Here is a 24,729-nt window from a genome sequence, read left to right as displayed (position 1 = left end):
GTAGATACCTTACCTCAGTCCGCCGGGATGATGGCAGCCGATTGATCGGGCTGTCGGGCTGCTTGGACCGAGTAGATTAGGCTCCCCGTGAAGAGGACGAAGCTTCCAACGATGAATACTGCACTGAGCGGCGAGGCCGAATCGACGAACACCCAGTAGAGAGGGGCGGCAATCGATGGCCCGGCAGCAAGTACCGCGATCTTCGCGACGAGTGGCCCACAGCATCCACAGGTACACGTCCCGACGATTGCAGCGCTTCCGGCGGTCCCTTCGGTCATGCCGGCTCGTTCCTCGACGCGCCAGTGACGGGCGATGAGAGCGGCGTTTAACCCGATGAGTGCGCTTAGCATCCCGACGACGATGACCTGGCCGGGTGACAGGGCTAGGAAGAACGGGATATGTATGAACGGGAGATGCGGAATCGCGATTTCGAGCGTCGGCCACGATACTAGCTGATAGATTGCGGGTAGAACGACGACCGTCACCTCTTCGGGGAAGCCCTCCTCGGGGAAAAACGAGAGGTATCCTGTTATAGAGACGAAAAAGAGTGCTAACACGACACCGACGCCGATGCCGAAGCGACGCGCAACCGGATCACGCATGACTGCGCGAATGACACTCCCTGCGTCCTTCCAGACAACGTAGCCGACTAGAATTGGTGTTCCGAGGACGATTGCGTACCCAAGTGGGTGTGTATCACTTGCCAGTCCAGGAATGAGGTAGGGGTACGAGATCCACAATCCCATGAGGATGCCGAGGAACGTGTATCGTGGGCGGGATGGCCAGCGGAGCCACCCAACGATGAAGCTCGCGACCATGATGCCCAAGCCACTCAGTAGGGCCAACGGCTGATACCACGACCGGGGGAACGGCATCGAACTCGCAGTATATGTCGGATCTGGGGAGAGCCCTTCGAAGAGAATTGCTCCGAGTGCCGTGATGGAGATCCCGACAAATACGCCGTAAAGGGCGGTTGTTGAGGTGATGCGATCGGTCCGTTTGAGAAGGATGAAGCCGCCGAGAATAACGGCACCAACGAAAGCAAGAAGTACACCGTGTCCTTGCGAGAGTCCACCGCTTCCGGTTGTACCGTGGGCGGACGCGACGGGAACCTGAGTGAGCGTAACAATTGCGGCAAGAAGTACAGAGAGTGGCCGAACAGACCCGATTCGAGTGGTCTGTCCACGGGAGGGATCTCCACGTGGGTGACGCTCTTCCGGTGACATTATTCTGTCTTGGACAGAGAGGCACTTCTACCTGACTGATTTACCTCTGATATCCTGGGCTTGACTGTCGTTAGATCCTGCTGGCTGTGGAAATATCCCCCTCCGAAAGTACGATCGGCACGGTGAATTCACTCGCCGTCCAGAAATACGAGGAACTGTATATGCTTGAAGAACCAGACCGGAAGAACGGCTCCAACCCCTGCAGCGAGTAGGAGACTATTCGATGCTGTCCACACGATCTGTCCAAGTACGGTGCCAATAATCAAGACGCCGTTGTATGCAATCGCATTCACCGCTAAATCGCCTCTTGACTCAGCCCGGGGCCATTTGATGAGACTGGGCCTGATTGCTGACGTCCGGCCGGATACTACTGCGATGAGAAGTCCGAGTAGGCCGGATACAAACCAGCCGAGTACAGCCGGTGGCCAGTTGTATACAACCGTTGCGGTGGCAAGAACAATCAGACACGGACTGGTGATTGTACCGATCTCTACGGAGGCATAGCGGGTCAAAATGTGTTCCTCAGTCCCTTGTTGTGCGGTAGCCATCTGTGAGGGTTATGGGTAGGGCAGTGGATCAGATCGGGGATGCTCCGTCGAGGATTTGAACCTCGGTCCTCGACGTGAGATGCCGAGATGGTTGGCCGAGCTACACCAACGGAGCAGCTTCAACTTGGAGCTTCAGTACTTCAGGTCTGGTCGGTGTCCTATTCAGTGGGAATCCGCCGTTTCCCCTTATGTTGGGGTCTTTGATAATGTGGTATGGAGCGTCGACAGGTTCTCAAGACAGCCGGAATTCTCGCAACAGGTGGCGTAACTGGTCTCGCTGGATGCAGTAGTTCGGGGAACGGAGACGGTGGCGGTGAGCCGACCACGACTGAAACGCAGGAGACAGCTGGTGGGTCTGGAGACTCGAATACTGTTATGATGGTCACTGACGGGAGCGAGTATTATTTCGATCCCATTGGTCTGTTCATCGAATCCGGGGAAACTGTGACATTCGAAATCCAGAGCGGCAGTCACTCGGCAACCGCCTACAAAGAGGGAACGAGCTCAGCATCAGTTACCCGGATTCCCGAAAGCGCAGAAACGTTCAATAGCGAAACGCTGAGTGAACAGGGCGCAACGTTCGAGCACACGTTCGAGACCACGGGGACGTACGATTACTTCTGTATCCCGCACAAGACTCTGGGGATGGTCGGTCGGATCGTCGTTGGCGAACCCGGCGGTCCCGCGGAGGGGAGTATGCCGCCGGACGGAGACGTCCCCGAAAGCCAGACCATCGTTGATCAAGGCAGCGTCTCGTACAGCTCGTTCTCCGGGTAGGCGGCCGCGTATACTGCGAGCTGTGCGCTCCGGAATCGCTTGTACACCATATGGCCGACATTGACTGTGCTTCGGACCGACAGTATGGAGACATACGCTGTCGATGACACTCGCACAAGGCCCGTGGCCGACATACACGGATGCTGCCCTCGATAGTGTTCTACGAGAACGACGTGAGGTTGAGCGCGAATGTCAAGCCTTCCAACGGTTTCGCCAGCGTATCCAGACCGTCGACACACAGACTCCTCGGTTCGAACGGTCCGTTGTTGGAGTGGATCAGAACCTTACATCCGAAGAGAAGTCGGTCCGTAATACCATCGAGCCGTGGTATCATGATACTGTGATGGCGGTCGACCACTACGGCGACGTGTACGGTGATTCGTTCGAGGCGAGCCTCAGTGCCGAATTCGGGGCCGATGTGTTGCTCCTGATCTCAGAAGCGACTACGTTCTCACCGCTCATCAAACAACGGCTCCTCGAGGCCGCACAGCAGTGTATTGACAACCGCCGAGTCTTTCTGGAGAGCCTCCAGGATGAATTCACTACCCTCAAAGACGTGCAATCTACAGTTCAAGAGATTCGAGAGGCGATAGCAGAACTTGATTCTACGAAATTACAGGGGAACTCAGATATTGAACTAACCGACCGATACGAGACGCTTCATACGTTGAATGATGAATGTAAGAGTTGGATCCAGCAACGGCAGGAGGAAATCCACGCTCATCGAATCGATCGGTCGGCAGACGTGGATGCCTACACTGACCTCTGTTCATATCTCTATGAGGGTCTGGAGGTTGATTATCCGGTATTGGCGACGTTTGTCGATATCTTGGAGATCATCTCCCAATATGAGTAGTCCTCTCTTTTACCTCCTACTCTGTCTTGACGTCGTCCTATGGCTGAACAGTAGTTGCTGATTTGGCTGCGATTAGTGCTGGCAAACTCAGCGATGGAATCGAGGAACTCCGTGCACCGGGTGCACGGCTTTCAGAATCGGCGTGAGTGGGCGTCGAACATGTTAGATAATCGACTCCGGCAATGACTGTGAAAGGGTGGGCTTCCGCTCGCACCGTGTCAATACCGGCTTCCAGCAAATCTACTTTGTTAACGGTTTTGTCTATCCGGTCACAACTGTACATATGGAATTCGACTTTGTGCGCTCGGTGGCCCCCCTTGTCGTAATTGTCGCCGTCGCGGCGATTGCGCTCACGACCGTGATGACCTCCTCGACGGTCTTTATGATGGTTCTGCCCTCGATGATTATCTTCTCGGTCATCGCGTTCTTCCTGGGAATGAAACATGGCGAGTTCCGCGCCAGTGCATAATAGGCCGACCCAGTAGCCGGAATCCGCTGTGTTGCGGTCCATGCTAGCCCCCAGCTGTGTTGATTCAGATTATTTCGATGACCGGTTCGCAGTCCTAGCGACGGCTGTTTTAGCGGGGTGATGTCGAACCAACAGGAGTCCACCTGGGTTGGGTAACCCCTATCGTTCAGTTAGATCCTGTCCTGGTCGTGGTGTAGAGGGTCTCTACGTGGAGTAGCCAGCGTACTCCATAAGTTGGTTGAAAATGTCAGTATCCATGACGGACCGATAGACCACGCCGGTGAGCATCCCGCCGGGATAGAACGTGCCGTTCATCACGTGGTTGACCTTGTGGCAGTGCATCAGGTAGATGCCGGGGTCTGCATCGGCAGTAAATTCGATCGTGTGTCGTTCAGCGGGGGCGACGTTCGTGACGTCCATGTCGTGGCGGGCAGCCTCTGGAATCGTCCCGCCGTCCTTTTCGACACGCTGGAAGCGGTGGTTATGGATATGCATCGGGTGCGACATGTATCCACCGTTGACGAGGTGGATGCGAACTGAGTCGCCCTCGTCGACGATGATCGGTGAGCCTTCTTCGGGGTGCAGCGTTCGGGGTGCGCTCTTCCCGTTGACGGTGAACACGTCCGGATTGCGACTGGCCGAATTGTATGTGAAGTCCGCCTCACCGGCCCACTTCCGCGGAACCCGCGAATCCCAGTCCTTGATCGTCATGAAGTATTCGCGGTCCGCCGGTTCGTAGCCTTCGGGATCAACTCGGTAGATCCCGTACATGCCCATGTCGATATGCCGGTGGGTCTGGAAGTGGCAATGGTAGAAATGCGTTCCAGGGACGTTAGCGGGAATCTCGTAGGTGTGTGTCTCCCCTGGCGGGACCTGAATCCCGGTCGTCGTCGGGACGCCGTCGTTCTCCCACGTCTTGCGAATTCCGTGGAAGTGAATCGTGTGGGGACGTCGGCCATCGGTGTTGTCGAGTGTCACCTCCATCGCGTTACCCTCGGTCGTTCTGAGAATTGGGCCTGGGACGCTGGGGTCGTTGTCGTCGGCCTGGAACGCCCAGACGCGTGGGAATTCGACGGGCCCACCCATTGTATCGAGCGGGTGGACGGCGTGGCGGGCCTGTTGAGTCCGCATCGTCACTCCACCACCCTGCTCGTCGACGTTGACGACTGTTGGAGGGCTGGTGTAGGGGAGATTAGGCGAGTCAGTTTGTGTCTGCGTGGCCGTATCGCTCGTTGCTGCTGGCTCGTTAGCTCCGCCCGCCGAACAGCCTGCTAACGAAGCGATACCCGTCGCGCCAGTTGCCGCGAGAAACTCACGCCGGGACAGTCCGGTTCCGGGTGCGCCGAAACGTGTGGTCATGATACACTCGGCATTTTGGTTGGCCTAAACATAGGGCGACTGCGGTGTCCCAATTCACGGGACAGTGCGTGGATATGTTCGGCAAAAGGCGAATGGAGATGGCGGCTTTTTATTTATACTTGTTCGCCGTTAGGAGTCTGAAATTGAGACGACAAAGTGGTCAGATTTTTAGAGTCCGCCCGTCGCCGTCAGATAGGCCCCTGCAAACTGCACCGCGTTATACGTCCCGTGAATCACAGCCGGCACTGTGAGGTTGTCCGTATACTCGTACGCTGCTCCCAGTACTAAGGCCAGGACGAATGCGATACCGATGTACACCAGTTTGCCTTCCCCTGACAACGAGAAGAGATGGATCGATGCGAACAGAGCGCTTGCGAGGATGATTGCACGAGCCGGATGGAGACTTTCACGGAGGGTGCCCTGTACGAGGCCCCGGAACAACAGCTCTTCTCCCGGGCCGACTAACAGGAATTGAAGGGGGATCAGAAGAAGGAATACACTCGGATTTTGTCGCCCGACCTCGACGATCTGATTCTGAGCCGAGTTCAGACCGAGGGCTGTGATTACTGAGGACGCCACAAAGAGCAACCCCAGGATCGCTATACTCCCGCCAACAATCACTGCTCCATCACGCTTGTCAGGTGAACGAACTGGAACGAATCCCAATCCGAGATCACGGCCTTTGAGATAAAGGATGGCGATGCCCCCAAACGTCACTCCTTGGAGGAAGAACGTGCTCACAACCAGTCTGAGGGCTGGGCGCGACGCGAGGTCGACTCCGAACAACCCGACTACCGTCGCGACGGCAAGGATTACGATAGCCCCCGCGACGTATGATCCATACGTGAGACCAATCGCCGAGGCGACAGACCGGAAACGAGATATCGACGACATTAATCAGATGTGAGCGTAGGGCTCCACCCTACAAGCTGGCTTCGATAGGTCGATTCCGGCGCTATTCATTCCAAGACATCCCGCGGTAGTGATTTTGTTCATAGCTGACGTTCAGGTTCGACGAGGTTGGATCCAGCGAGGACTGTAATTATCACGAGCACGAACGCGATGAGTGAGAGATTCGGAATTGTAAGTCCGAGCACCGGAGCCTGCCACTGGACAACTGCACAGGGGCCAGCAAAGGTGCATGAGGCCGTCGTTGCTTGGAGTACGGAGTGATATCCCGCGATTGAAGCTCCCACCACGGATAGTGGCACGACTGTTCGCCAGATTGTGTTGTGGCTCTCGAGGGCGGCAACGCCGAGAACGACGACAAGCGGATACATGAGGATACGTTGGTACCAGCAGAGGGTACACGGAACGAGACCGAGGCCGAGACTGAACCAGAGGCTTCCCAGGGTTGCAATCGCCGCGACGCCTGCCCCGCCTGCAAGCCAGAATCGTCCGTCGGACATCCATGACTCAGTTTGATCCAGCTGCATCTTCGATCAGCTGTCTTACTCGCTCTTCGTTTCCGAGTGGATTGACCGTCATGCCATCGATGAGGAGCGTGGGTGTGGCATCGACACCGACATCGCTCGCAGCCCTGTCAGTCGCCCGCAGCGCGTCGTCATACTGATTTTCTTGGATGGCCGTGCGGACCGACGCTGTCTCGGAGACGCCTGCGGCCTGAGCAAACTCGACCAATCTCTCGGCGGTCGCCCACTGGTCGCTCTCGGGTGGTTGATTCCCGAACACGTATTCGTGAAACGCCCAGTATGAGGCTGGGTCGGTGTTCCAGACGGCTAATCCGGCCTGACCGGCTGCCGGTGCATCGGGGCCCAAAAATGGGTCGCCACCGATATATGCCAGATTGCGGAACTCGAGCGCAATTGTTCCTGGTTCCACGTAGTCCGTCACGAGTTGTGAAAGCATCTCCGTACTGAACTGGGCGCAGTACGGACACTTCCAGCTCCCGAAGTATGTGACCATGACATCGGCATCAGCAGACCCCATCGTCGCATAGCGGAAGTCTCCAGGCGAGTCGGGAATCGGGGCAGTGGTAACGGCACCCGTATCACCTCCAGCAGTCGCGCCGTCATCCGGCTCAGTGCTCGTATTGTTAGAGAGAGCGGTGGCGCCGATCACGAGACCGGCAGTGGCGGCACCACCACCGCCGAGGAGAAGCTGTCGGCGGGTTAGTCCTCCGACAGCAGCTCCAACACCTCCCTCGGAGAGCCGCTCTGAGAACGTGAGTGAATCAACGGCTGTCTCAGCCCGTTTGTAATCCACACCTGAGAGGTCGTCGGGGTGCGCGACGAGCCAGTGTCTGTAGAGCTGCTCGTCAGTCTCGTCACCGAGTTGTTCGCCACAATAATGGCAGGCGCTGTGAACGTTCCATGTGTGGTCACGCGCTGCTCCAGCTGTTTCGAATTGATCTGTACAGATCGGGCAGGTATGGGCAGTCATTCGTGATCACTACTCCAAGTGTAGATTTCATAGGCTCCGTGTTCTGCTCTCATAGTGAGCTGAATCGTCGGTATCTGTGGCATTGTGTTATACGCAAGGGGTCATCAGCGGCGGAGATATGCGACGAGGCAGGTCGTCAGGAGACAGAGGAGAATGAGAATTGCCACGCCCAGATGCGTCGTCACGATGGTCGGTTGGAGATCTTCCGTGACGGTCAATCCTCCGAGGATAACCTGTAACGGAAGGAGGACGAGAGCGGCCGTGGCCGACCATTTGACAATCGGGGTATTACGGTGTGTCACCCACGCTCCAAGGGTCGTGCCGACGATCAGAACCCCGGCCGTCATCGCCAGTCCACGGTGAGCCCACTCAGCGAAGATTTGGAGTGCAGAGTATGGCGAGTTAGCAATGATCTCGGGTTGAAGGAAGGGGACCCACGTCCCGTAGCAGGTCGGCCAATCGGGACAGGAAAGTCCAGCACCGATTGCACTGGTGTAGGCTCCAAGAAGCATCACAATATACGTCACTAGTAGCGTCAAACTGGCGATATGCCTGTACTCGACCGGAATCCTTGAAATCGCGGTTCGTATATCGTGCCTGCGGAGTCGGGCTTGAGACATAATATTGGGTAGGGACGTTGACTTGCGGTGTGACGAGTTGATGTCTTGGAGACAAAGTGTTAAGCCGGATTCCCAGCGAGTGGGACACCGCCTGCTATTCATTGAGGAGCCGTCTCATGATACTGTTAAGAAGACACACGGTTTGTAGGGAAAACCCCTATATGCCAATAGTATGATGGCTCAAGAACATACCCAGGAACGGTCAATAGATGAACGCGACCGCGAGGTGAAGTCTGCCAACGACAACATCTGTCCCGAGTGTCAGGGTCATATTACACGGACTAGCGACAGCGGTGAGGCGACCTGCGAAAGCTGTGGGTTGGTTTTTGAAGATAATCCAATCGACCACGGTCCTGAGTGGCGTGCGTTCACTTCAGAGGAACGCGATGAAAAGAGTCGGGTCGGGGCTCCGACGACGCAGCTGATGCACGATAAGGGTCTGAGTACGACTATCGGCTGGCAGGACAAGGATGCCTACGGACAGGCTGTCTCTGGTCGCAAACGTGCTCAATTACAGCGCCTCCGGACGTGGGACGAGCGGTTCCGTACGAAGGATGCTCACGAGCGGAATCTCAAGCAAGCGCTCGGGGAGATCAGCCGCATGGCGTCCGCTCTGGGACTTCCTGAATCGGTTCGGGAAACTGCAGGCGTCCTGTACCGGCGTGCTGTGGAGCAGAACCTGCTCCCCGGTCGCTCGATCGAGGGTATGTCGACGGCGTCGTTGTATGCGGCTGCTCGACAGCACGGAATGCCACGGCCGCTGACGGAGTTCGCCGATGTCAGCCGTGTCGAGAAAATCCGGATCCAGCGAGCGTACCGATATCTGTCCCGAGAACTTGGGCTGGAGATCGAGCCGGAGGATCCCATGCAATATATTCCACAATTCGCGTCATCGCTCGACGTGAGCGACGAAGCAGAACGGCGCTCTCGAGAACTGCTTGAGGTAGCTACAGATAATGCCGTCCACAGTGGAAAGAGTCCAGCCGGGTTGGCGGCTGCCGCTCTGTATGCTGCGACCCACCTCACGAACGAACAGCTCACACAGGAGACGGTGAGTGAGGTCGCCCACGTCAGTCGAGTCACGATCCGAAATCGATACCAAGAGCTTCTCGAGGTGTACGCGCAGTATGACTGACCGGATAGCCCCTGCCGGGCGAAATCCAGCTACTGAGTGGGTCATGATACGATATTTACCATGAGCGAGTTCTCAATACAGACCGAGGTCGAGATATTGGAGCTGCTCGTTGATGAGTCACCGTGCCATGTGATGGAGATCACTAACGCCGTCGATGGACACCCGATCACCATTGACCAAACGTGTGCTCACCTCCATAGTGAGGGCTGTATTGTTCCACTGGGGAGGGGTCTCTACGAGATCACAGACGCAGGCGAACAACGACTCGAAATTCAGCACGATTCATAATTGTGTCACCATGTCTCCCCTCTTTCGATGGATCGACCGTCATGACTCTGGAACCACGATCCCGACTGAGTTCGTGGGACCAATGGGATGCCTCTCCAGCAATCGGACACCATATCCCGAGGACCACGTATTATCGAATAATGGGAGATGATTCAGTGTCGTCCGAGGACACTCCGGAGGTACAGGATGTCCTTGATGCGCTGGATGATCCCGCGTGTCGGGCTATTCTCCAGGAAACTATCGAACCAATGACTGCGAACGAACTCCTCGACGCATGTGACATCCCCAAGTCGACGCTGTATCGAAAATTAGAACTCCTCAGTTCCGCTTCCCTCGTTCGAGAACAGGAGACGATCAACCCCGGAGGTGGACGGGTTACCTACTACGAGCGGTCGTTCGAGGACGTCACGATCTCTATGGACGACACAGGTACGTTTTCGGTGAGCGTCGATCGGCCGCCGAAATCTACAGACGAACGGCTTGCAGATATCTGGTCGATGATGGGGGACGAAGTATGAACGGCGTCATCACGGCGATTGCAGTCGTCAAGTTCGTAATCCTGCTTCTCGGTGGCGGGATTACCTATATTGCATTTAAAGCCTATCGACGTACGGGTGCGGATTCGCTACGTGTCCTTGGTGTCGGGTTCGGTATCATCACACTCGGGGCAATTCTAACTGGCGTGGCCAACCAGTTCTTTTCTGTCGGATTGGCCCTCGGCGTGCTCATCAACAGCCTGTTCGTCGCCCTTGGCCTCGCGGTCATCATGTACTCGCTGTATATCCAGAAATGAACCCCGTTCCGAATGTTGCCGTTCCTGATCTCCGTCGGGGTAGCTACCTAATCCTTTTCGGCGTTGTTCTGTTCGTTCTCACGCTTGTTAGCAGTGCAATGCTCGCCCCTGCGATTGGGACGGCTTCGGAGACAGACCAGACGTCCCGAACCTTGGTCGGGTCTCAGGGGGGTGGCCCAGGCTGGCACGAATACGGCAGCGTCTATCTTCTCAACGGGACGAACACTACCTGGCGTGAATCGAGTGCTGATAGCTATTTTGACGTCACACAAACGGAGAACGGAACAGTGTTAGCCGGGTTCATGGACAGCGGGTACGCTTCGTGCGGACCGTACGAGTCTCCCTGTACCCGAACGGGATTCCGAGTCATTGACCCCGGGAAAGACCTGCAGGTGGTTTCGGAGTATAGCTTCCCGGTGCGAACGAACAAGAACAGCGAAGTCCACGATGTCGAACGACTCGAATCGGGAGAATACTTGGTCACCGATATGGAGTACGAGCGTATCTTTACTGTCAAGAACGGCGAAGTCACGTGGCAGTGGAATGCGAGTTCGTTCTACGACGCCCCACAAGATCCGACGACGACCGACTGGCTGCACATCAACGACGTGGACGTCATCGGCTCTGGGCGCTATCTCGTCTCAGTACGGAATGCCAACCAGCTACTCGTTATCGAGCGCGGCGAGGGCGTCGTTGAGGTTATCAATGAGGATACGACCGATTCGAACGATGCCAATTGCCGGAAATCCGGCCAGTTGAACGACTATGACAATGATGGCGATATTCGATGCGGTGACCCCGACGTGCTCAACCACCAGCACAACCCCCAGTGGCTCGGGGATGGTGCCGTCCTCGTTGCCGACAGCGAGAACGACCGAGTCGTGGAACTGCATCGAACGGAGGGCGGTAAATGGGAGCCAGCGTGGGCTCTTGATCGGGCAGCGGGTGTCGAGCTCGATTGGCCCCGGGATGCGGATCGCCTCCCGAACGGAAACACGCTTATCACCGACACGCTCAACCGGCGACTCGTAGAGGTCGACGAATCCGGGACTGTCGTCTGGAGCGTTCGAACAGAGCGTATCCCATACGAAGCCGACCGACTGCCCTACGGTGAGTCTGTCGGAGCCCCGAAGTACACGACTAACGGAAGCAGCGTCGACAGCCCTGACGCCGGCGTGCCGGTTCTCTCACTACTGCTGGTCGGGCTTCGGGCAGTCGTTCCGTCAACGCCATTCTGGTTCCGGGAACCACAACTTGGACTGACGCTTGTCTCTACACTCCTCATTGTCGTCGGCGGAGTTGATCGTATTCGTAACTAAATTTCCTCTCGAAGCCAGTCGAGAGCTCGCTCGCGTTTCTTGATGTCGAAATATCGCATTTCGTTGGGGGCGACTGGCCAGATCGGTCGGATTGCATACCACCAGTCGAACAGGAGTTTTGCCCATCGTGTATCGCCGACTGCGGCGTACCGGTCGATATCGAACTCAGGGCCGTACCGGAGATCGGGAACCACCCCGTGGAGGTGTGTGAGAAACGCCCTGAACGTCCAGTTCGGAACTTCCTCGTACACGTGGATGTACCCGTGCTTATCGCTCTTTTCGACGAGGAGTGAGTACAGCTCTTGATAGCCTGTTCGCGTGCCCTTCCCGACGCGAATCGCAATGAGGTTCTCGTTCGTCTCGTCCAACACCTCGAACATTTGATCGGGTGCTGTGTGGGACATCGTTAGTGGGAGTGATTCGTCGTACCGACAGGGTCAGTATCGGGATCGGTACGCCCGACGAGCTCCACGGTTGCGTGGTCGATTCCTCGATTCGTGAGATAGTCGTGAACCCGTGACTGGATTCTCCGTTGCTCCTCGAGTGTGGTCGACGTATCTGTCAGTCGGACGGTTGCGACGGTGAGTTGACTACAGACTTGCCAGACGTGGAGATCCTCAATCTGGTCGACGCCATCGAGTGTCGTCAATTCATCCCGGAGTTCTTCGGACGACACCGGGCTCCGTTCCAACAGGATCGAGGTGCTTTCCCGGAGGACGTTCCCGGCCGACGCGAGCACCAGCAGCCCAATGAGTACGGCCGCCACAGGGTCTGCGATGGGGAGATCGAACACTGCGACGGCGGCGGTCGAGACGATTACCGCAACAGAGCCACCGGCGTCACCGAGCAGGTGGTAGAACGCCCCGCGCTCGTTGAGACTCATCTCACCACCCTGCAACACGTACACGGAGCCGATGTTTACCAGCAGGCCACCCGTAGCGATGATCAGCGTCAACTCGGGATTGATCGCCACTGGCTCAAGGAACCGCTGGTAGGACTCCCAGACGATGTATCCGACCATTGGAAGGAGCAAGACGCCGTTCAGGAAGGCCGCAACCGGCTCCAGTCGGTGGAGACCGTACGACCACGCCTCGCCACCCTCGAACCGTTCGGCGGTGTAGCTCGCGCCGAACGCCATCGCGTACGCCAGCATATCGAACAGCATGTGGAGTGCGTCGCTGATAAGCGCGACCGACCCGAACAGGAGTCCACCAGCCAGTTCGATGACGAATCCAAAGAAATTGACGACCGCGACGAGCGCAAGCCGACGCGTACTGCCACTTGATTTAGACGGGAGGTTGTGCTCTGCGGTCTCCTCATCAGTATGCTCGTGAAGGGTCATAAGTTCACATTAGAGGGGGTTCTATTTCGAATCTGAGGATTCCGGTTGTTCCTGGGTAGATTCCTGGGCCCCGTCTTCACTCGTCACCATCGAATCCTGCGCCGTTGATTCAGTGCTATCCGAAGAGGTAATCTCCTCATCGGCTCCCTCCGGTTCTGGTTTGGACCGCTCCGATTCTTCGGAGAGTGATGTATCTTGGGCGGAGGAGCCCGCGAAATCGAGCGGACGAAGCCAGATGAACCAAACCACAAATACGGTTGTGCCATAGCCGACGATCCACACGAGGTCAGCAACTGCAGAGAGGTTCGCCTGTTCGAAGGTGTATACCAACAAACCGGGCCCGATGAGCCCAATGAGCACAACGAGGACGGCAAACTGCGGAGACGAGAGTCCGAACGGGTATCGTTGCTGATCTGCCTCCGTATGGGATGTTGCGTTTCCCTCATTCTCTGCACCCATCTTACCCCTCCGAAGCGCTGGTTTCGGTGTCTGTCTCCGGCGTGATTCGAGAGAGTCGCATCGCGTTCCCGGTGACGGCCGTCGTCATTCCGGCATCGCCAGCGAGGACGGCGAGCCAGATCGGGACGTATCCGAACGGGACTGCGACTGCCAGCCCGGCTTTGACAGCGAGACTCGACCAGATGTTCTGTCGGATGACCCCGTTCGCATCGTGTGCGAGTTCGTAGAGGTACGGGAGCTTTGCGAGGTCATCACCCATCAAGGCGATGTCGGCGGTCTCCAATGCGGTATCAGTCCCGGCAGCCCCCATCGCCACGCCGACTGTGGCGGTGGCGAGCGCCGGTGCGTCGTTGATGCCGTCACCGACCATCGCAACGCCGTCGTACTCCTCGACGAGCTCCTCGATCGCCGTCACCTTGTCCTCGGGGAGTAATTCGGCCTGGTACTCGTCGACGCCGACCTGTTCGGCGATCGCGCGGGCAGTCCGCTCATTGTCACCCGTCAGCATCACCGTTCGGGAGACGCCGAGTTGCTTGAGTCGCGTCACTGTTCGCTTCGCTTCGGGTCGGATCTCGTCGGCGACTGCGATGACGCCTTCGAGTTCGTCTTCGGTTCCAACGAGGACAACGGTCTTCCCTTCTGCTTGGAGTTCGGGAACGGTCTCGTCGAGAAGGTCGAGGCAGTTGTTCCGGTCGCATATCTGCCGAGCTGTCTGGGTGACGACACCGCCGTCAGTGGTCGCGTGGACGTGTGATAGGTCGAATCCCAGCTCCTCGAACAGCCCCGGCTTGCCAGCGAAGTGGGGCGTCCCGTCGAGGTCGGCCCGGACGCCCTTGCCGGTGATGCTCTCGAAATCATCGATCTCGCGCTCGGCGACTCCCATGCTGCCGGCCTCAGCGACGATCGCCTCGCCGATGGGATGTTCGCTCCGTTGTTCGAGCCCGCGGGCACACCGGAGGACGTCTTCCTCCGAATTTTCGTTTAATGGAACGACGTCAGTGACGGTGAGCTCACCTTTCGTGAGCGTCCCCGTTTTGTCGAAGGCGACGACGTCGACGGCCCCCATCGCTTCGAGGTGGTTGCCGCCCTTGATCAGGACGCCGTTCTTCGCGGCGCTCGTAATTCCCGACACGACGGACACGGGTGTCGAGATGACGAACGCACACGGGCAGGCCAGTACCAGTAACGTCAACCCGTAGACGACGGCCGTGGGCCAGGTCGTGCCGAGAACGTACGGGCTTCCCACCGTCGTCAAAATGGCGAAGGCAACGACGACTGGCGTGTAGTACGTTGAGAAGCGTTCGACGAATTGCTCGCGCTCGGTCTTGTTCGACTGGGCATCCTCGACCATCTCCACGATTCGCGAGAGCGTGTTATCACCGGCTTCAGAGGTAACCTCTACCTCAAGATAGCCCTCTTCGTTGATCGTGCCGGCGTATACCTCATCTCCCATCGTCTTGTCGACGGGTACGCTTTCGCCTGTGATGGGTGCCTGATTGACGGCGCTTTCACCGTCGACGACGGTTCCGTCCATCGGGATCTTCTCCCCCGGTTTGACGACGACCACGTCGCCGACAGCGACCTCGTCGACAGGAACTGTCTCCGTGGTATCGTCCCGTTTGACGGTTGCCTCATCCGGTGAGAGGTCCATCAACTCCCGGAGCGAGTTCCGAGCGCGATCCATCGAGTACCGCTCCAGCAGCTCGGCGATACTGAACAGGAACGCGAGGGTGGCCGCCTCGAAGTAGAGCGCCTCACCGAAGGCGAGGCTCGCAACGAGTGCTCCGAGGATAGCCACCGACATCAGGAAGTCGATATCGAGGTTCAGATTCCGAGCGGAGTAGTAGCCGTTGCGGAAGATCTCCTGACCACCGGACGCGACGGCAACGAGGAACAGTACGTCGGCGACGAGCAGCTCCGTTCCGAGAAGGCTTGCAAGCTGTACATTCTGCCCGGTCAGGAAGAACTCGAAGAGCAAGCCGAGAGCGACGAATCCACCGCTGATCCACGTCTTGAGTGCTCGTGGACTCGTCCAGATGCTCTCGCGTTCCTCAGTCGGGTCCTGCCGTCCTGATTCGTCGCTCGACGTGTCTGTAACCTTGTACCCGGCACGTTCGATAGCGCCGATGATATCGGCTTCTCCAGTCCTCGAAGAATCGTACGTGACGACGACGGTTCCGGTCGTCGGCTGGGTTTCGAATGTTGTAATTCCCTCGACCCTCTCGAGAGCGTTCTCGATTTTGCCAGCACACGACGGGCAATCCATTTCCGGAACCGTGAATTTCGAGGACACTTCGCCGGTGTCCTCCACGGTGTACCCGGCCTTTTCGACCCGATTAGCAATCGCGGTGGCACTCGTTTGTTCGCCGTCGTATGAAACGGTCAGCGTCCCTTTCGTCACTTGCGGGTCGACGCTGCGGATTCCGTCCAGTTTTTCGACGCTGTTCTCTACCTTTCCTGCACAGGATGGACAATCCATCTCCGGGACCGCGAATTGTGCAACGTCCCCTTGGTCTATGGGTGGAGAAACGTCGTCGACGCCCTGTTCTGTGTGTTGGGCGTGTTCGTGATCACTGTGGTCGTGGTCATGCGTGTGACTATGCTCGTGGGACCCTTCTTCGTGTTCGTGGGCGCGATCCGGTGGCTCACCACTCCTGTTGTGGGAATCGTCGTCGGGGGAGGTCATCACTCTCCCCTAGCCACTACACATTTATTAAATCGACTGCTATAAAACACCCATTTTCTGCCAATACCTAATAAATACTTTGCCCTATATTATTAACTCGGCCGTTGTCTCATCTCAAATGCAGACCTAAGTATGGTTTGCTCGATACTCACCGTGTTTGACCTCGAGGAAGAGCGTAAAGACTCCAAACACGACGAGGCCGACGCTCACCATCATGACTGTACTTTTGCTCGTCGGACTCATCATCGTCCCACCAATTATGAGGGTGAGCAGGACCCCGAACGCGATTACCGTTTTCGTGTTATCGAATTCCATCGATAGTTTGTTACTGAAACTCAATCAGATGTTGTTTCCGACGTCTCTGCTGTCGATACCGTTGCGCGGGTCTTCCTTCGAACGAAGCCTACCCAGACAAGTGCACCAACGAGACACAGGATACCAGCGATCGCAATCGATTGACCGCGGATTGTCGTCCCGGTCTGGTTCTGTGTGATCAGCAAGATACCGATGCCGAAGAGGACGAATCCTTGAACACCTGCTGCTTTCGCTGGTTCAGTAATATACTCCGCCTCTGTGAGAATGCCAGCAACAGATCCGACGAACAACAACAGTCCCGCAACAGAGACAGGACGAAGGCCGAGAACGACACCGACCTCCGAGAGAGCAAATCCAATAGCGACAAAGAGTGGCCATGGACTCGCTCCCGTGAAGGTTGAATCCGTGTCTTCGGAATCGCTCATTATCTCGAGTTGAGCTTCACGATATAATAAATCGGCTGTTATTGATACCCCTATAGTTAATAGAAAATGGCTGTAATTCAGCCGTTAGTTAATATTGGTGCGGTATAACCTCACAGTCTGAAGCTGGTAATACTGCTTAGTCCCGATTCTCCGCGCTATCCCATCTTACGGTCAAATGGTTTTATAGAGACGCTCTGCCTACTCTTTTTTATGTGCATCTACTGCGACGCCTACGAAGAAGAGCGAGAAACGGAGAGTCAGTCTCCAGTCGAAGACAACCACTCTGAACAAAAGACTACTTCCACGCTGTCAAAGGGAGCGTTTGGACAACTTCGTTCTTCGCTAGCAGATCTGTTGTAACCGACCATTCTGGCCATTGATGACGCCACGTAGGTCGATACGCGAGCGGAGAAGTTCGAACGTCGAACCAGAACGGTTTCAACGCTGACTGGCCTACGGCCGAATAACAGCTTTCGAGAGTATGTCATACGAAGGCACTACGGTTCCACGGCGTGACTCACCTGCAGGGGAGTGTGATTACTGTGGGCATCCGTTCCCGACGACCGACCGCCTCGTCCTCCACAAAGGCTTAGAACATCCCCAAGAGCTGGATGACGACGAGGAGGACGCATTCCTCTCTGCCCGAGCAGACGAAGAAGACGAGTTGCGTACACTCCGTCTGAAAGCGCTTGGAGCCCTCGTGCTCCTGTACTTCGGTCTTCTATTCATGTATGCTATCTTTGCCTGACTCAGATACGAACACCGGGGCAAGCGAAGAGGTACACATAGAGTCAGGTCCAGGGTCGAGGCTTCGTCATTGGGTCGTCTCGAACACGAAGCTCAGACTCTTCGTACAGTTTGTACTCTGGGTCTCGATACTGACGCTGTTTACCGAAACAGTCGCTGCCGGTAACGGGATGACGCTCTCGAAGCAGCCTCGGGATACCCTTGCCGTTCCCCGATGGCTGTATCTTGCCACTGGCGGCGCCACGATCGGCGCCTCTGCCCTACTTGCGAGCTTCGTTACTGATCGAGCCTTTATCCGCTATCTCCACAACTGGTCACTCCCCGGTCCGACGGTCGACGACTGGTGGACACCGATTCGATGGATCGGACGTAGTTTTGGGATTGTCGTCCTTGGACTGGCAGTGTATCTCGGACTGACCGGACCGCAGCTCCCGACAGCAAGCTTCACCATTCTCGTCACATTTGTCGTCGTTCGAGCGGGCTTGCCGATGCTTACGTATCTTGGAGGGAACGTTTGGCCAGCACTGAACCCCTGGCGAGGGATCGTCTCGCTTCTCCCAGCTGGACACAGAACGTATCCAAGAGAATTAGCCCGATGGCCAGCTGTCGGTGGCCTATTACTCCTTGTGTGGATTGAGGTGATTTTCCCTGTCAGCACGATTCCGTCAATTCTTTCGCTTGCGATCCTCGGCTACAGTGCCGTCACAATCGCAGGCGCAGTACTCTTCGGTCCTGACGCGTGGTTCGAGAACGCAGATCCGTTATCCGTCCTGTTCCGATTTTTCGGGGCTGTCGCCCCTGTAAAACGGCGGGACGGGAAGCTCACTGTAAAACTGCCCGGTAGCGACCTGACTGACTCAGACTTAATCACGGACACCTCCGATGTTGCGTTCGTCATTGCGCTGATTTGGGAGCTCACGTACAGCGGCTTCATCACGACGCAGACGGGCGCAGCAACTACCGAGGCACTCGTCAGCCTCTCCAATATTGGAGTGGGAGCCGTACAGATTCGTGCGATCCTCATCTACACACTCCTTTTCGTCAGTGGCTACGTCGTTTTCTTCGCCGCGTATTGGTATGCGGGCGTACTCTCTCGGCGACGGACCGGGACATACATCACAGCGAAACGTATCGCCTTTCGGTTTGCACCCTCGCTATTGGCCATCGCAGCGGGATATCACCTCGCCCACTACACCGGACTGGCTGTATCCCTCAGTCCGGCTCTAGGCATGGCAATTCTCTCTCCACTGTCGCCCCCAGCGAATCCCCTGACATTGTCTCCACCTGGGTGGTTCGAGGGTTTGAGTATCGCCTACGTGCTCATCGGGCATCTCCTCGCTATCTGGGCAGCGCACGCGACCGCCTACGAACTCTTCTCGAGTCGTCTCGTCGCAATCCGGAGCCAGTACCCGTTCATCGGTGTGATGATCGGGTACACCGTTATTAGCCTCTGGATTCTCTCACTTCCAGGAGCGACGCCCCCATATCTACCCTGATTCTGGTGGTTTCGAGAGAACAACGGATCGCACACTAAGGTCAGAACTCAACCAGAAAGATCACTCGGCAGTGAACTCAATCGGGTCCATGTCGAGAAACGCGGTTTCGTAGCCGTCGTGGCGCGCCAGTTGGGGTGGTGTCTCTACAGTGATTCTGACCGTATCGCCAGTCTTGAGTTCATCAATACCCATCCCATAGAAACTCCCGAGGTCAGGATCAAGGGACGCTTGGAGTGTCCCTTGTGTGATTGTATCCCCTCCACGGTCGAGTGTTGCTGAAAGAGCCATCCTCGGGAGCATCACGCGATTGTAGGGTGTGCGTGGAGAAACGATTAGGAAGGGTCCTTCAGTATCACTAAACCGATGGTCACCGTCAACGAGAGCAACCAGCATCGTTGCGTCACCGGATTGCCCTTCGTGGAGTAGTCGACCGGGAAGCTCGGATTTTGTCGGCACGACCGGTTCAGGAATCATTTCCATATCCATTAGATCGACTGTCCCACGGGTGCCTGCTTTGTCCCCTAACCGGCGAATCTCCAAATTGTACGTCTCATCCGTATCGAACGTGAACTGCATCGTGGCAGACTGTCCCTCTGTAAATCGCCCGTTGAATGGACTCGTACGAGCTGTCTGCAACGGGCCAACCTGGAGCGTCACATCGTACTGTCCTTCCCCCGGGAGAGCGATATTGTCGCCGTAGTGGAACCCCATATTCGGCGAGATCATCGGCCAGAGGTTGGTCGAGGACACTCGACCGTCGCTGTTACTGATTTCGACAGAGACGTCGACCGGGAGGATCGTCTCCGTCTCGGTGTCCCAGACACTCGCCATCAGATGCACCGAATCATCCGACTGAACGACGACTTTCGTCTTTCGTGAGCCAGTGAGGTTCCAGAAACGGTGCGGGAAGGAGTGCATCAGTGCAAATCCGAGACTGCCTGCCGTCGTCGTTCCGTACATTCCCATCCCTTCGATGATTGCCGGATAGTAGACCGCGTCAGGTCGATCCTCCACGATCGGTGGATCACGCCATGCAGACTGCGTCTCGAATCCGAGCCGCCCCAGGCAACCAGACAGTACCAGGCCCCCCGAGAGAGCAGTCCCCTGTTTGAGAAACGTTCTCCGATTCATGTTCTCCTCTGAGATACTATGTTTGGTAGATTCATTGAGTCGACCTCGCTGTCGTCAACCGGGGGTTTCTGTAACTGCCAGCCTCGGCCATTCTGTGACTGTCTACGCTAAGCGAACGACGAATCCGGTGAGTACCAGGAGTGAGACAACGCCAAGTAACGTCGCCAGTAGGAGGTGCTTCTCTTCCATAGATTTGGCTTCGGTTGGAATTCTAAAGACACCTTTGGAACTACAACGTCACCTGCACATCTGGCATATCAACGAAGGCTGTCTCGTATCCTTCATGGCGAGCTGTTTGTGGGGGCGAATCGACCGTGATCGTCAGCTCATCTCCCGTCTGTACATCTGCGACCGTCGCTCCGTAGTGATAGCGGAGCTCTGGATCGATGGTTGCCTGTAGAATTCCGTCGAACACTGACATCCCGTCACGGTGCAGTGTTCCCGAAAGCGACATCATCGGCAGCATCGTTCGATTGTAGGGTGTGCGCGGAGAAACAGCGAGATACCTCTGCTCCTCGTCCCCACCGAAACGTGACGCGTCTTCGAGGATCGTAACCACGAACTTCGCGTCCCCACTCGTCCCCGAGCCACGAACGTCCCCCGGGAGCGCGTCCGGTGTCGGCACTTGCGAACTCGGTAACATCTCCATGTCCATCAGGTCGACAGCACCCTTCGTGCCTTCTCTGTCGTCGGGAATGTCCGTATACGAGATCTCGTTGAGCGTCGATTCGCTGAATTCGAACTCGAACGTGAACGAGGCGTTCCCCTGATTCTCGGCCAGCGACCCCGTCCGTCGCGTCGACGGCCCGCCGATGCTGACCTCGACAGTGTATGTGCCGTCGCCCTGGAGCTGTGCGTTATCGCCGAAGTGAAACCCCATCGGCTGGGAGAGCATCGGCCACGGTGCGAACTGGTCGACCTGCTCGCCGTCCTGTGTAATCGTGAGCTGTGGATTGATATCGGGTGGGATGATCCCCGTCTGTGTCTCCCAAACGACCGGCATCAGGTGAATCGAATCTTCGGATTGAATCTCGACCTTCGTGATCCCATTCGGCTTCATCAGCCAGAACCGGTGCGCATACGAGTACGTGAGCGCACAACTGTACCCGCCCTGTTCCTTCATTCCGGGCATTTTCATGCCCTCGTAGTGGGTCGGATAGTAGACTGCGTCCGGGCGGTTCTCGGGGAGCGGTGGTGCCCGCGCTGACCGCGTCTCAAACAGGCCGGTACACCCCGCGAGCCCCACGAGTGACGTGCCCCCGACCGCCCGAAGCACGTCACGACGATTCATGCGTCACCTCCTGTGCGTTCTCGACCGGTCGCGCAGGCGGCAGCGAACGCAACGACCGTGGGGGGACGAGGAAATTACCGCGACGCTCCGTTCGGATGTACTGCAGGATGCCGTTGTTGTTTCGCTGACCGACGGCCGACTGCTCGGTGACGTCAGTGCCATTCATCGCTTCTCTCGTGTCGACGAAGTCGGTGATCCGTCGCTGGAGCGCAAGGAAGTGGAGGCTGGCGGTTTCACCGTCGGTAGAATCGAAGTCGCGCCGAAGGATGAGAGGCGAGTCATCGTCATCGCGAGCGCGGGCGGATTTCTGGGAGTGACCGACGACGCCCATCTCGCGGGCCGTCTCATCCGTTGGCTGACAGTCGTCGATTTTGCTGCTGGTTCCGAGATTGTCTCCAGCGCCCTCGATTACGTCGTTCTCGGCGTGGTACGGACAGAACATCTTCGCCTCACGCTGCCAGCGATCGTCCTGATTGTACCACTGATTGAGATTGAGCTGGAGCTTGGAGATGTGCTGGGTCGTTCCACCGGCGAACGGCCCCGACTGGATTGTCACGCGATCTTCACTGGCCTGGTTCTTTTTGAATCCCGATTTGAATCCCATAAACAGCGGCGCGTCCTCTGGGACCTTATCTGCCGGAACACCCTCTGCATCGTCAGCATTCTCCGCCGGCAACCCGTCCCCAATAAAGCCCGTCCGCCGGTCGGCGATTGAGAAAACATCGGTCAGTGTAGCGTCAGGCTGATCGACACCGTTGAGGGTTGATTTGTTCCCTTTGAGGGCTTCTTCGGCACCGAGCACCACCTGTGCCGTGTTACTCGCGAGATGGACGACTGCATCGGGCGTATCGAACTCGGGATCCTCAAACGGCGCAAGTGCTTCTGGATCAGGGAGGTCAACGTCTTCGGGAAGCGATTCGTCGAATCGGTCGAAGTATGCCGGAGAATAACTCACCGTGAGCAATAACCCGCCCCCGCTTCGCTCGTAGGCGTGTTCGATCCCACGGAGAGCTGTTTCAACTTGGTCACGGTCGTCTTCGTTCGGGGGCCCGTCTCGTCGGTAATTTAGATAGAGGAGCACACGATGGCTCGGAGCGACGACGTTCCCGTGGTCGTCCCGTGGGAGGGCCTCATTCCAAGCGTGCTGACGTTGTGGATACGACGAGAGATCATCCGGCCCTGTTGGGACGTCAACATCTTCACGGCCTAAACAGGCACTGAATGCCGCTGCGCCTCCGATAGCGACGGCCGACTTGAGGAATTCTCTGCGAGGGATACCTCTCTCATCAGTCATTGACGACAGTTAGGAAGCCAACGGAAAAGGCGGTTCTGGTAGAGTTCTTGAATCCCCGCTCAAGGTCGGTAGTAGACTATCTGGTGATGAGCTTCTTCACCAAGTTCCACCCGATAAATCGGGGGGCCCGCTTGCGGTATTGCTCGTATTCCTGGCCATACTGCTCTCGCAGCCACGGTTCTTCGGCAAACGGGAACAGTGCGTACACGAGGATGGTCAAGATGCCGTGTACAGCCAGTTTCCGGGAGTTCACTGCAATGATCGCGCCGACGATGAACGTAATGAATCCCACGCTCTGAGGGTTGCGCGTGTACTGGTAGATACCGTTCGTCCGAAGTTCCCCTTCTCTTCCACTGCTTTCCATCCACCCAAGTTCGAAGAGTGCTGAGAGGGCAAATCCCATCCCGAGTGCGGCGATACCGCTACCCGTGAGTTTGCTCCAACGTTCGGTGAAAATGAAGGAGTCCCGATCGAGCGCGCCCAGCACGGGAAACCCAGCGAACACGACGGAGAGCGCTGACCAATTGAACCACCACCGCCAAGAGCTGTCACCGATGGGCCACACTCGACGGTCAGGATGAACCGCACTGATGGCGTACCCGAGAATCAGCGTGACATCCGCGACGACCGCCGTCAGGAGCGCACGATCTGAGAACGAGGACATACGTGTATGTCGTGATAGTGAAGGACAAAAAAGTGAGACAATCTTGGGTTCGCATCTGGGTACTGCTCCCTCTGAAGAGGTTTGGAACCACCAACCACTCTCTACAATTCTAACATCCGGAGTAACTCGAATCGACGTTCTCAGGTAACTGCGTTTCAAATTCAGCCCACATGGCGGGATTTGTCCCACTCCATAGCGGGTTTACCGGTTCGCAGTCCCTTCCGTTGCTCGTGGTGATCACCGCCGCGGCTGCGGGTACAGCGGTACTTCTGGGACTTGCGATCGGCGCGTTCGTTCAACGCCAATCCCGTCCATATCTGTTAATCGTCGCTGCATTGGCTGCCCTTCTTGGACGCTCTGCGGTTGCGGGGATCTCCATCGTAGGCCTGTTTTCACAAGCCGAGCATCACCTCCTCGAACACGGGCTTGATGTCATTCTTGTAGCGCTCGTTATTGCTGCAGTCTATCACTCCCGAACCATTTCGAACGAGACCAACTTCGATACATGACACACCAACGTGACCGAATTCACGAGTATATTGCCACCCACCCTGGAGAACACTTCAACGCGCTCACGCGGAGACTCGACCTCGCACCAGGACAGGTACAGTACCATCTCAGGAAACTCCAGAATCAAGAGAGAGTGGTCAACCTACCTCTCTATGGCCGGACCCACTATTACACACCGGAATATGATGCGTGGGAGCGGGGAGCAATCGCTGTCCTTCGCCGGGAAACAGCACGCGACATCTTATTCTGTGTTCTCGAACAGGGAACATCCAGCCCGAACGCTGTCACAGAGTCCCTCGGGATTGCTCGGGGAACCCTTGAGTGGCACTTGGATCATTTGACGGAACAGAATCTCATCGAGAAACACCGAGATGTCAATAATCACGTGACGCTGGTCGCAGCCGAGCGGACTGAGACCGCTCGCCTCCTCGAAGAGATCTCCCCCTCGCTGTCCGATCGGATGATCGACCGGTTCACCCGCCTCGTCGATAACCTATTGGCGGATGGATCGTAACGAGCCCTCGGATGTATTTCGTTGAAACGAGAACTTGATTGTTCGATTACTGCACCCACTTG

At 56.8% G+C, this 24,729-nt stretch carries 29 protein-coding genes and 1 tRNA gene; 12 read left to right on the top strand and 18 right to left on the bottom strand.

The features are described from left to right. Positions 1 to 14: 14 nt before the first annotated feature. The 3 genes from ACQUQ1_RS18590 to ACQUQ1_RS18580 all read right to left on the bottom strand — a co-directional run bounded on the left by ACQUQ1_RS18590 (position 15) and on the right by ACQUQ1_RS18580 (position 1,889). The gene (locus ACQUQ1_RS18590) at positions 15 to 1,226 is read right to left on the bottom strand and encodes a hypothetical protein (RefSeq protein WP_011222425.1); all 1,212 of its coding nucleotides are present in this window, start codon (positions 1,224 to 1,226) and stop codon (positions 15 to 17) included. A gap of 128 nt (positions 1,227 to 1,354) precedes the next feature. After that, a complete protein-coding gene (locus ACQUQ1_RS18585) occupies positions 1,355 to 1,774 on the bottom strand; it encodes a hypothetical protein (RefSeq protein ID WP_011222426.1) in 420 nt (139 codons plus the stop codon). A gap of 40 nt (positions 1,775 to 1,814) precedes the next feature. Further along, a tRNA-Glu gene (locus tag ACQUQ1_RS18580) sits at positions 1,815 to 1,889 on the bottom strand. 98 nt (positions 1,890 to 1,987) lie between these two features. On the opposite strand from ACQUQ1_RS18580, the gene ACQUQ1_RS18575 reads away from it, so the two are divergent. From ACQUQ1_RS18575 to ACQUQ1_RS18565, 3 genes are all read left to right on the top strand, one after another. Continuing rightward, entirely contained in the window at positions 1,988 to 2,551 is a 564-nt protein-coding gene (locus ACQUQ1_RS18575) for a plastocyanin/azurin family copper-binding protein (RefSeq protein ID WP_011222427.1), read from the top strand. A 103-nt stretch (positions 2,552 to 2,654) separates the two neighbouring features. Beyond that, entirely contained in the window at positions 2,655 to 3,407 is a 753-nt protein-coding gene (locus ACQUQ1_RS18570; protein ID WP_011222428.1) for a DUF7260 family protein, read from the top strand. 283 nt (positions 3,408 to 3,690) lie between these two features. After that, entirely contained in the window at positions 3,691 to 3,876 is a 186-nt protein-coding gene (locus tag ACQUQ1_RS18565) for a DUF7333 family protein (protein ID WP_011222429.1), read from the top strand. Between the two features lie 204 nt (positions 3,877 to 4,080). Here ACQUQ1_RS18565 and ACQUQ1_RS18560 read toward each other — a convergent pair whose 3' ends face one another. From ACQUQ1_RS18560 to ACQUQ1_RS18540, 5 genes are all read right to left on the bottom strand, one after another. Beyond that, positions 4,081 to 5,235 carry a multicopper oxidase domain-containing protein gene (locus ACQUQ1_RS18560; protein ID WP_004594571.1) on the bottom strand — a complete coding sequence of 385 codons (1,155 nt, stop codon included), beginning with the start codon at positions 5,233 to 5,235 and terminating at the stop codon, positions 4,081 to 4,083. Between the two features lie 168 nt (positions 5,236 to 5,403). Beyond that, positions 5,404 to 5,976, bottom strand: coding sequence for a CPBP family intramembrane glutamic endopeptidase (locus ACQUQ1_RS18555; protein ID WP_225935283.1), 573 nt, complete (start codon positions 5,974 to 5,976; stop codon positions 5,404 to 5,406). A 251-nt stretch (positions 5,977 to 6,227) separates the two neighbouring features. Then, on the bottom strand, positions 6,228 to 6,644 hold the full coding sequence (locus tag ACQUQ1_RS18550) for a disulfide bond formation protein B (protein WP_049909643.1): 417 nt from the start codon (positions 6,642 to 6,644) through the stop codon (positions 6,228 to 6,230). Positions 6,645 to 6,651: 7 nt separating this feature from the next. Beyond that, complete coding sequence (locus ACQUQ1_RS18545) at positions 6,652 to 7,638, bottom strand: thioredoxin domain-containing protein (RefSeq protein WP_004594568.1); 987 nt, start codon at positions 7,636 to 7,638, stop codon at positions 6,652 to 6,654. A 104-nt stretch (positions 7,639 to 7,742) separates the two neighbouring features. Then, positions 7,743 to 8,258: a COX15/CtaA family protein gene (locus ACQUQ1_RS18540; RefSeq protein WP_004594567.1), complete on the bottom strand. Its 516-nt coding sequence runs from the start codon at positions 8,256 to 8,258 to the stop codon at positions 7,743 to 7,745. Between the two features lie 172 nt (positions 8,259 to 8,430). Between ACQUQ1_RS18540 and ACQUQ1_RS18535 the strand changes: the two genes are divergently transcribed. From ACQUQ1_RS18535 to ACQUQ1_RS18515, 5 genes are all read left to right on the top strand, one after another. Continuing rightward, a complete protein-coding gene (locus ACQUQ1_RS18535; RefSeq protein ID WP_004594566.1) occupies positions 8,431 to 9,393 on the top strand; it encodes a transcription initiation factor IIB in 963 nt (320 codons plus the stop codon). A 60-nt stretch (positions 9,394 to 9,453) separates the two neighbouring features. After that, the gene (locus ACQUQ1_RS18530) at positions 9,454 to 9,681 is read left to right on the top strand and encodes a hypothetical protein (protein WP_004594565.1); all 228 of its coding nucleotides are present in this window, start codon (positions 9,454 to 9,456) and stop codon (positions 9,679 to 9,681) included. A gap of 140 nt (positions 9,682 to 9,821) precedes the next feature. Next, complete coding sequence (locus ACQUQ1_RS18525) at positions 9,822 to 10,199, top strand: winged helix-turn-helix domain-containing protein (protein WP_004594564.1); 378 nt, start codon at positions 9,822 to 9,824, stop codon at positions 10,197 to 10,199. After that, the gene (locus ACQUQ1_RS18520) at positions 10,196 to 10,474 is read left to right on the top strand and encodes a DUF7521 family protein (RefSeq protein WP_004594563.1); all 279 of its coding nucleotides are present in this window, start codon (positions 10,196 to 10,198) and stop codon (positions 10,472 to 10,474) included. Before ACQUQ1_RS18525 ends, ACQUQ1_RS18520 begins: the two co-directional genes overlap by 4 nt. Further along, positions 10,471 to 11,793, top strand: a complete 1,323-nt coding sequence (locus ACQUQ1_RS18515) for an arylsulfotransferase family protein (protein WP_004594562.1) — start codon at positions 10,471 to 10,473, stop codon at positions 11,791 to 11,793. Before ACQUQ1_RS18520 ends, ACQUQ1_RS18515 begins: the two co-directional genes overlap by 4 nt. On the opposite strand, the gene ACQUQ1_RS18510 is transcribed toward ACQUQ1_RS18515, so the two are convergent. From ACQUQ1_RS18510 to ACQUQ1_RS18485, 6 genes are all read right to left on the bottom strand, one after another. Next, positions 11,790 to 12,197, bottom strand: a complete 408-nt coding sequence (locus ACQUQ1_RS18510; protein WP_011222432.1) for an STAS/SEC14 domain-containing protein — start codon at positions 12,195 to 12,197, stop codon at positions 11,790 to 11,792. The two genes, ACQUQ1_RS18515 and ACQUQ1_RS18510, sit on opposite strands and share 4 nt — an antisense overlap. A 2-nt stretch (positions 12,198 to 12,199) precedes the next feature. Next, a complete protein-coding gene (locus ACQUQ1_RS18505) occupies positions 12,200 to 13,135 on the bottom strand; it encodes a cation diffusion facilitator family transporter (RefSeq protein WP_004594560.1) in 936 nt (311 codons plus the stop codon). Positions 13,136 to 13,156: 21 nt separating this feature from the next. Further along, the gene (locus tag ACQUQ1_RS18500; RefSeq protein ID WP_004594559.1) at positions 13,157 to 13,594 is read right to left on the bottom strand and encodes a hypothetical protein; all 438 of its coding nucleotides are present in this window, start codon (positions 13,592 to 13,594) and stop codon (positions 13,157 to 13,159) included. Between the two features lies 1 nt (position 13,595). Then, the gene (locus ACQUQ1_RS18495; protein WP_004594558.1) at positions 13,596 to 16,280 is read right to left on the bottom strand and encodes a heavy metal translocating P-type ATPase; all 2,685 of its coding nucleotides are present in this window, start codon (positions 16,278 to 16,280) and stop codon (positions 13,596 to 13,598) included. A gap of 126 nt (positions 16,281 to 16,406) precedes the next feature. Next, entirely contained in the window at positions 16,407 to 16,595 is a 189-nt protein-coding gene (locus ACQUQ1_RS18490; RefSeq protein WP_004594557.1) for a DUF7333 family protein, read from the bottom strand. 20 nt (positions 16,596 to 16,615) lie between these two features. After that, complete coding sequence (locus ACQUQ1_RS18485; RefSeq protein WP_004594556.1) at positions 16,616 to 17,020, bottom strand: DUF7541 family protein; 405 nt, start codon at positions 17,018 to 17,020, stop codon at positions 16,616 to 16,618. Positions 17,021 to 17,501: 481 nt separating this feature from the next. Here ACQUQ1_RS18485 and ACQUQ1_RS18480 point away from each other — a divergent pair, with 481 nt between their 5' ends. Beyond that, positions 17,502 to 17,768 carry a hypothetical protein gene (locus ACQUQ1_RS18480; protein WP_004594555.1) on the top strand — a complete coding sequence of 89 codons (267 nt, stop codon included), beginning with the start codon at positions 17,502 to 17,504 and terminating at the stop codon, positions 17,766 to 17,768. Continuing rightward, positions 17,752 to 19,263, top strand: coding sequence for a hypothetical protein (locus ACQUQ1_RS18475; RefSeq protein WP_004594554.1), 1,512 nt, complete (start codon positions 17,752 to 17,754; stop codon positions 19,261 to 19,263). Before ACQUQ1_RS18480 ends, ACQUQ1_RS18475 begins: the two co-directional genes overlap by 17 nt. A 60-nt stretch (positions 19,264 to 19,323) precedes the next feature. Here ACQUQ1_RS18475 and ACQUQ1_RS18470 read toward each other — a convergent pair whose 3' ends face one another. The 4 genes from ACQUQ1_RS18470 to ACQUQ1_RS18455 form a co-directional block, all read right to left on the bottom strand. After that, complete coding sequence (locus tag ACQUQ1_RS18470) at positions 19,324 to 20,394, bottom strand: iron transporter (protein ID WP_011222433.1); 1,071 nt, start codon at positions 20,392 to 20,394, stop codon at positions 19,324 to 19,326. Between the two features lie 229 nt (positions 20,395 to 20,623). Beyond that, positions 20,624 to 21,685 (bottom strand): iron transporter, encoded by a 1,062-nt coding sequence (locus tag ACQUQ1_RS18465; RefSeq protein WP_004594552.1) that lies wholly within the window; start codon positions 21,683 to 21,685, stop codon positions 20,624 to 20,626. Beyond that, a complete protein-coding gene (locus ACQUQ1_RS18460; protein ID WP_011222434.1) occupies positions 21,672 to 22,979 on the bottom strand; it encodes a twin-arginine translocation signal domain-containing protein in 1,308 nt (435 codons plus the stop codon). Before ACQUQ1_RS18460 ends, ACQUQ1_RS18465 begins: the two co-directional genes overlap by 14 nt. A gap of 76 nt (positions 22,980 to 23,055) precedes the next feature. Further along, positions 23,056 to 23,643, bottom strand: coding sequence for a methyltransferase family protein (locus tag ACQUQ1_RS18455; RefSeq protein ID WP_004594550.1), 588 nt, complete (start codon positions 23,641 to 23,643; stop codon positions 23,056 to 23,058). A gap of 230 nt (positions 23,644 to 23,873) precedes the next feature. Here ACQUQ1_RS18455 and ACQUQ1_RS18450 point away from each other — a divergent pair, with 230 nt between their 5' ends. Continuing rightward, entirely contained in the window at positions 23,874 to 24,152 is a 279-nt protein-coding gene (locus tag ACQUQ1_RS18450) for a DUF7471 family protein (protein WP_225935279.1), read from the top strand. Then, positions 24,149 to 24,667, top strand: coding sequence for a winged helix-turn-helix transcriptional regulator (locus ACQUQ1_RS18445; protein WP_004594548.1), 519 nt, complete (start codon positions 24,149 to 24,151; stop codon positions 24,665 to 24,667). Before ACQUQ1_RS18450 ends, ACQUQ1_RS18445 begins: the two co-directional genes overlap by 4 nt. Positions 24,668 to 24,729 lie beyond the last annotated feature (62 nt).

The organism is Halobaculum sp. EA56 (genome assembly GCF_051195075.1).
Classification (GTDB): domain Archaea; phylum Halobacteriota; class Halobacteria; order Halobacteriales; family Haloferacaceae; genus Halobaculum.
The sequence above is the reverse complement of the archived record's forward strand: the minus strand, read 5'-3'. Positions and strand labels throughout refer to the sequence as shown.

What these genes read in the sequence shown, in the direction of transcription:
- ACQUQ1_RS18480 (WP_004594555.1), top strand. Translation starts at nt 17,502, where the DNA reads ATGTCATACGAAGGCACTACGGTTCCACGGCGTGACTCACCTGCAGGG.
- ACQUQ1_RS18490 (WP_004594557.1), bottom strand. Translation starts at nt 16,595, where the DNA reads ATGGAATTCGATAACACGAAAACGGTAATCGCGTTCGGGGTCCTGCTC.
- ACQUQ1_RS18540 (WP_004594567.1), bottom strand. Translation starts at nt 8,258, where the DNA reads ATGTCTCAAGCCCGACTCCGCAGGCACGATATACGAACCGCGATTTCA.
- ACQUQ1_RS18460 (WP_011222434.1), bottom strand. Translation starts at nt 22,979, where the DNA reads ATGACTGATGAGAGAGGTATCCCTCGCAGAGAATTCCTCAAGTCGGCC.
- ACQUQ1_RS18590 (WP_011222425.1), bottom strand. Translation starts at nt 1,226, where the DNA reads ATGTCACCGGAAGAGCGTCACCCACGTGGAGATCCCTCCCGTGGACAG.
- ACQUQ1_RS18560 (WP_004594571.1), bottom strand. Translation starts at nt 5,235, where the DNA reads ATGACCACACGTTTCGGCGCACCCGGAACCGGACTGTCCCGGCGTGAG.
- ACQUQ1_RS18530 (WP_004594565.1), top strand. Translation starts at nt 9,454, where the DNA reads ATGAGCGAGTTCTCAATACAGACCGAGGTCGAGATATTGGAGCTGCTC.
- ACQUQ1_RS18510 (WP_011222432.1), bottom strand. Translation starts at nt 12,197, where the DNA reads ATGTCCCACACAGCACCCGATCAAATGTTCGAGGTGTTGGACGAGACG.
- ACQUQ1_RS18575 (WP_011222427.1), top strand. Translation starts at nt 1,988, where the DNA reads ATGGAGCGTCGACAGGTTCTCAAGACAGCCGGAATTCTCGCAACAGGT.
- ACQUQ1_RS18455 (WP_004594550.1), bottom strand. Translation starts at nt 23,643, where the DNA reads ATGTCCTCGTTCTCAGATCGTGCGCTCCTGACGGCGGTCGTCGCGGAT.
- ACQUQ1_RS18470 (WP_011222433.1), bottom strand. Translation starts at nt 20,394, where the DNA reads ATGAATCGGAGAACGTTTCTCAAACAGGGGACTGCTCTCTCGGGGGGC.
- ACQUQ1_RS18520 (WP_004594563.1), top strand. Translation starts at nt 10,196, where the DNA reads ATGAACGGCGTCATCACGGCGATTGCAGTCGTCAAGTTCGTAATCCTG.
- ACQUQ1_RS18465 (WP_004594552.1), bottom strand. Translation starts at nt 21,685, where the DNA reads ATGAATCGTCGTGACGTGCTTCGGGCGGTCGGGGGCACGTCACTCGTG.
- ACQUQ1_RS18505 (WP_004594560.1), bottom strand. Translation starts at nt 13,135, where the DNA reads ATGACCCTTCACGAGCATACTGATGAGGAGACCGCAGAGCACAACCTC.
- ACQUQ1_RS18525 (WP_004594564.1), top strand. Translation starts at nt 9,822, where the DNA reads ATGGGAGATGATTCAGTGTCGTCCGAGGACACTCCGGAGGTACAGGAT.
- ACQUQ1_RS18585 (WP_011222426.1), bottom strand. Translation starts at nt 1,774, where the DNA reads ATGGCTACCGCACAACAAGGGACTGAGGAACACATTTTGACCCGCTAT.
- ACQUQ1_RS18570 (WP_011222428.1), top strand. Translation starts at nt 2,655, where the DNA reads ATGACACTCGCACAAGGCCCGTGGCCGACATACACGGATGCTGCCCTC.
- ACQUQ1_RS18485 (WP_004594556.1), bottom strand. Translation starts at nt 17,020, where the DNA reads ATGAGCGATTCCGAAGACACGGATTCAACCTTCACGGGAGCGAGTCCA.
- ACQUQ1_RS18535 (WP_004594566.1), top strand. Translation starts at nt 8,431, where the DNA reads ATGATGGCTCAAGAACATACCCAGGAACGGTCAATAGATGAACGCGAC.
- ACQUQ1_RS18545 (WP_004594568.1), bottom strand. Translation starts at nt 7,638, where the DNA reads ATGACTGCCCATACCTGCCCGATCTGTACAGATCAATTCGAAACAGCT.
- ACQUQ1_RS18550 (WP_049909643.1), bottom strand. Translation starts at nt 6,644, where the DNA reads ATGTCCGACGGACGATTCTGGCTTGCAGGCGGGGCAGGCGTCGCGGCG.
- ACQUQ1_RS18495 (WP_004594558.1), bottom strand. Translation starts at nt 16,280, where the DNA reads ATGACCTCCCCCGACGACGATTCCCACAACAGGAGTGGTGAGCCACCG.
- ACQUQ1_RS18475 (WP_004594554.1), top strand. Translation starts at nt 17,752, where the DNA reads ATGCTATCTTTGCCTGACTCAGATACGAACACCGGGGCAAGCGAAGAG.
- ACQUQ1_RS18445 (WP_004594548.1), top strand. Translation starts at nt 24,149, where the DNA reads ATGACACACCAACGTGACCGAATTCACGAGTATATTGCCACCCACCCT.
- ACQUQ1_RS18515 (WP_004594562.1), top strand. Translation starts at nt 10,471, where the DNA reads ATGAACCCCGTTCCGAATGTTGCCGTTCCTGATCTCCGTCGGGGTAGC.
- ACQUQ1_RS18500 (WP_004594559.1), bottom strand. Translation starts at nt 13,594, where the DNA reads ATGGGTGCAGAGAATGAGGGAAACGCAACATCCCATACGGAGGCAGAT.
- ACQUQ1_RS18565 (WP_011222429.1), top strand. Translation starts at nt 3,691, where the DNA reads ATGGAATTCGACTTTGTGCGCTCGGTGGCCCCCCTTGTCGTAATTGTC.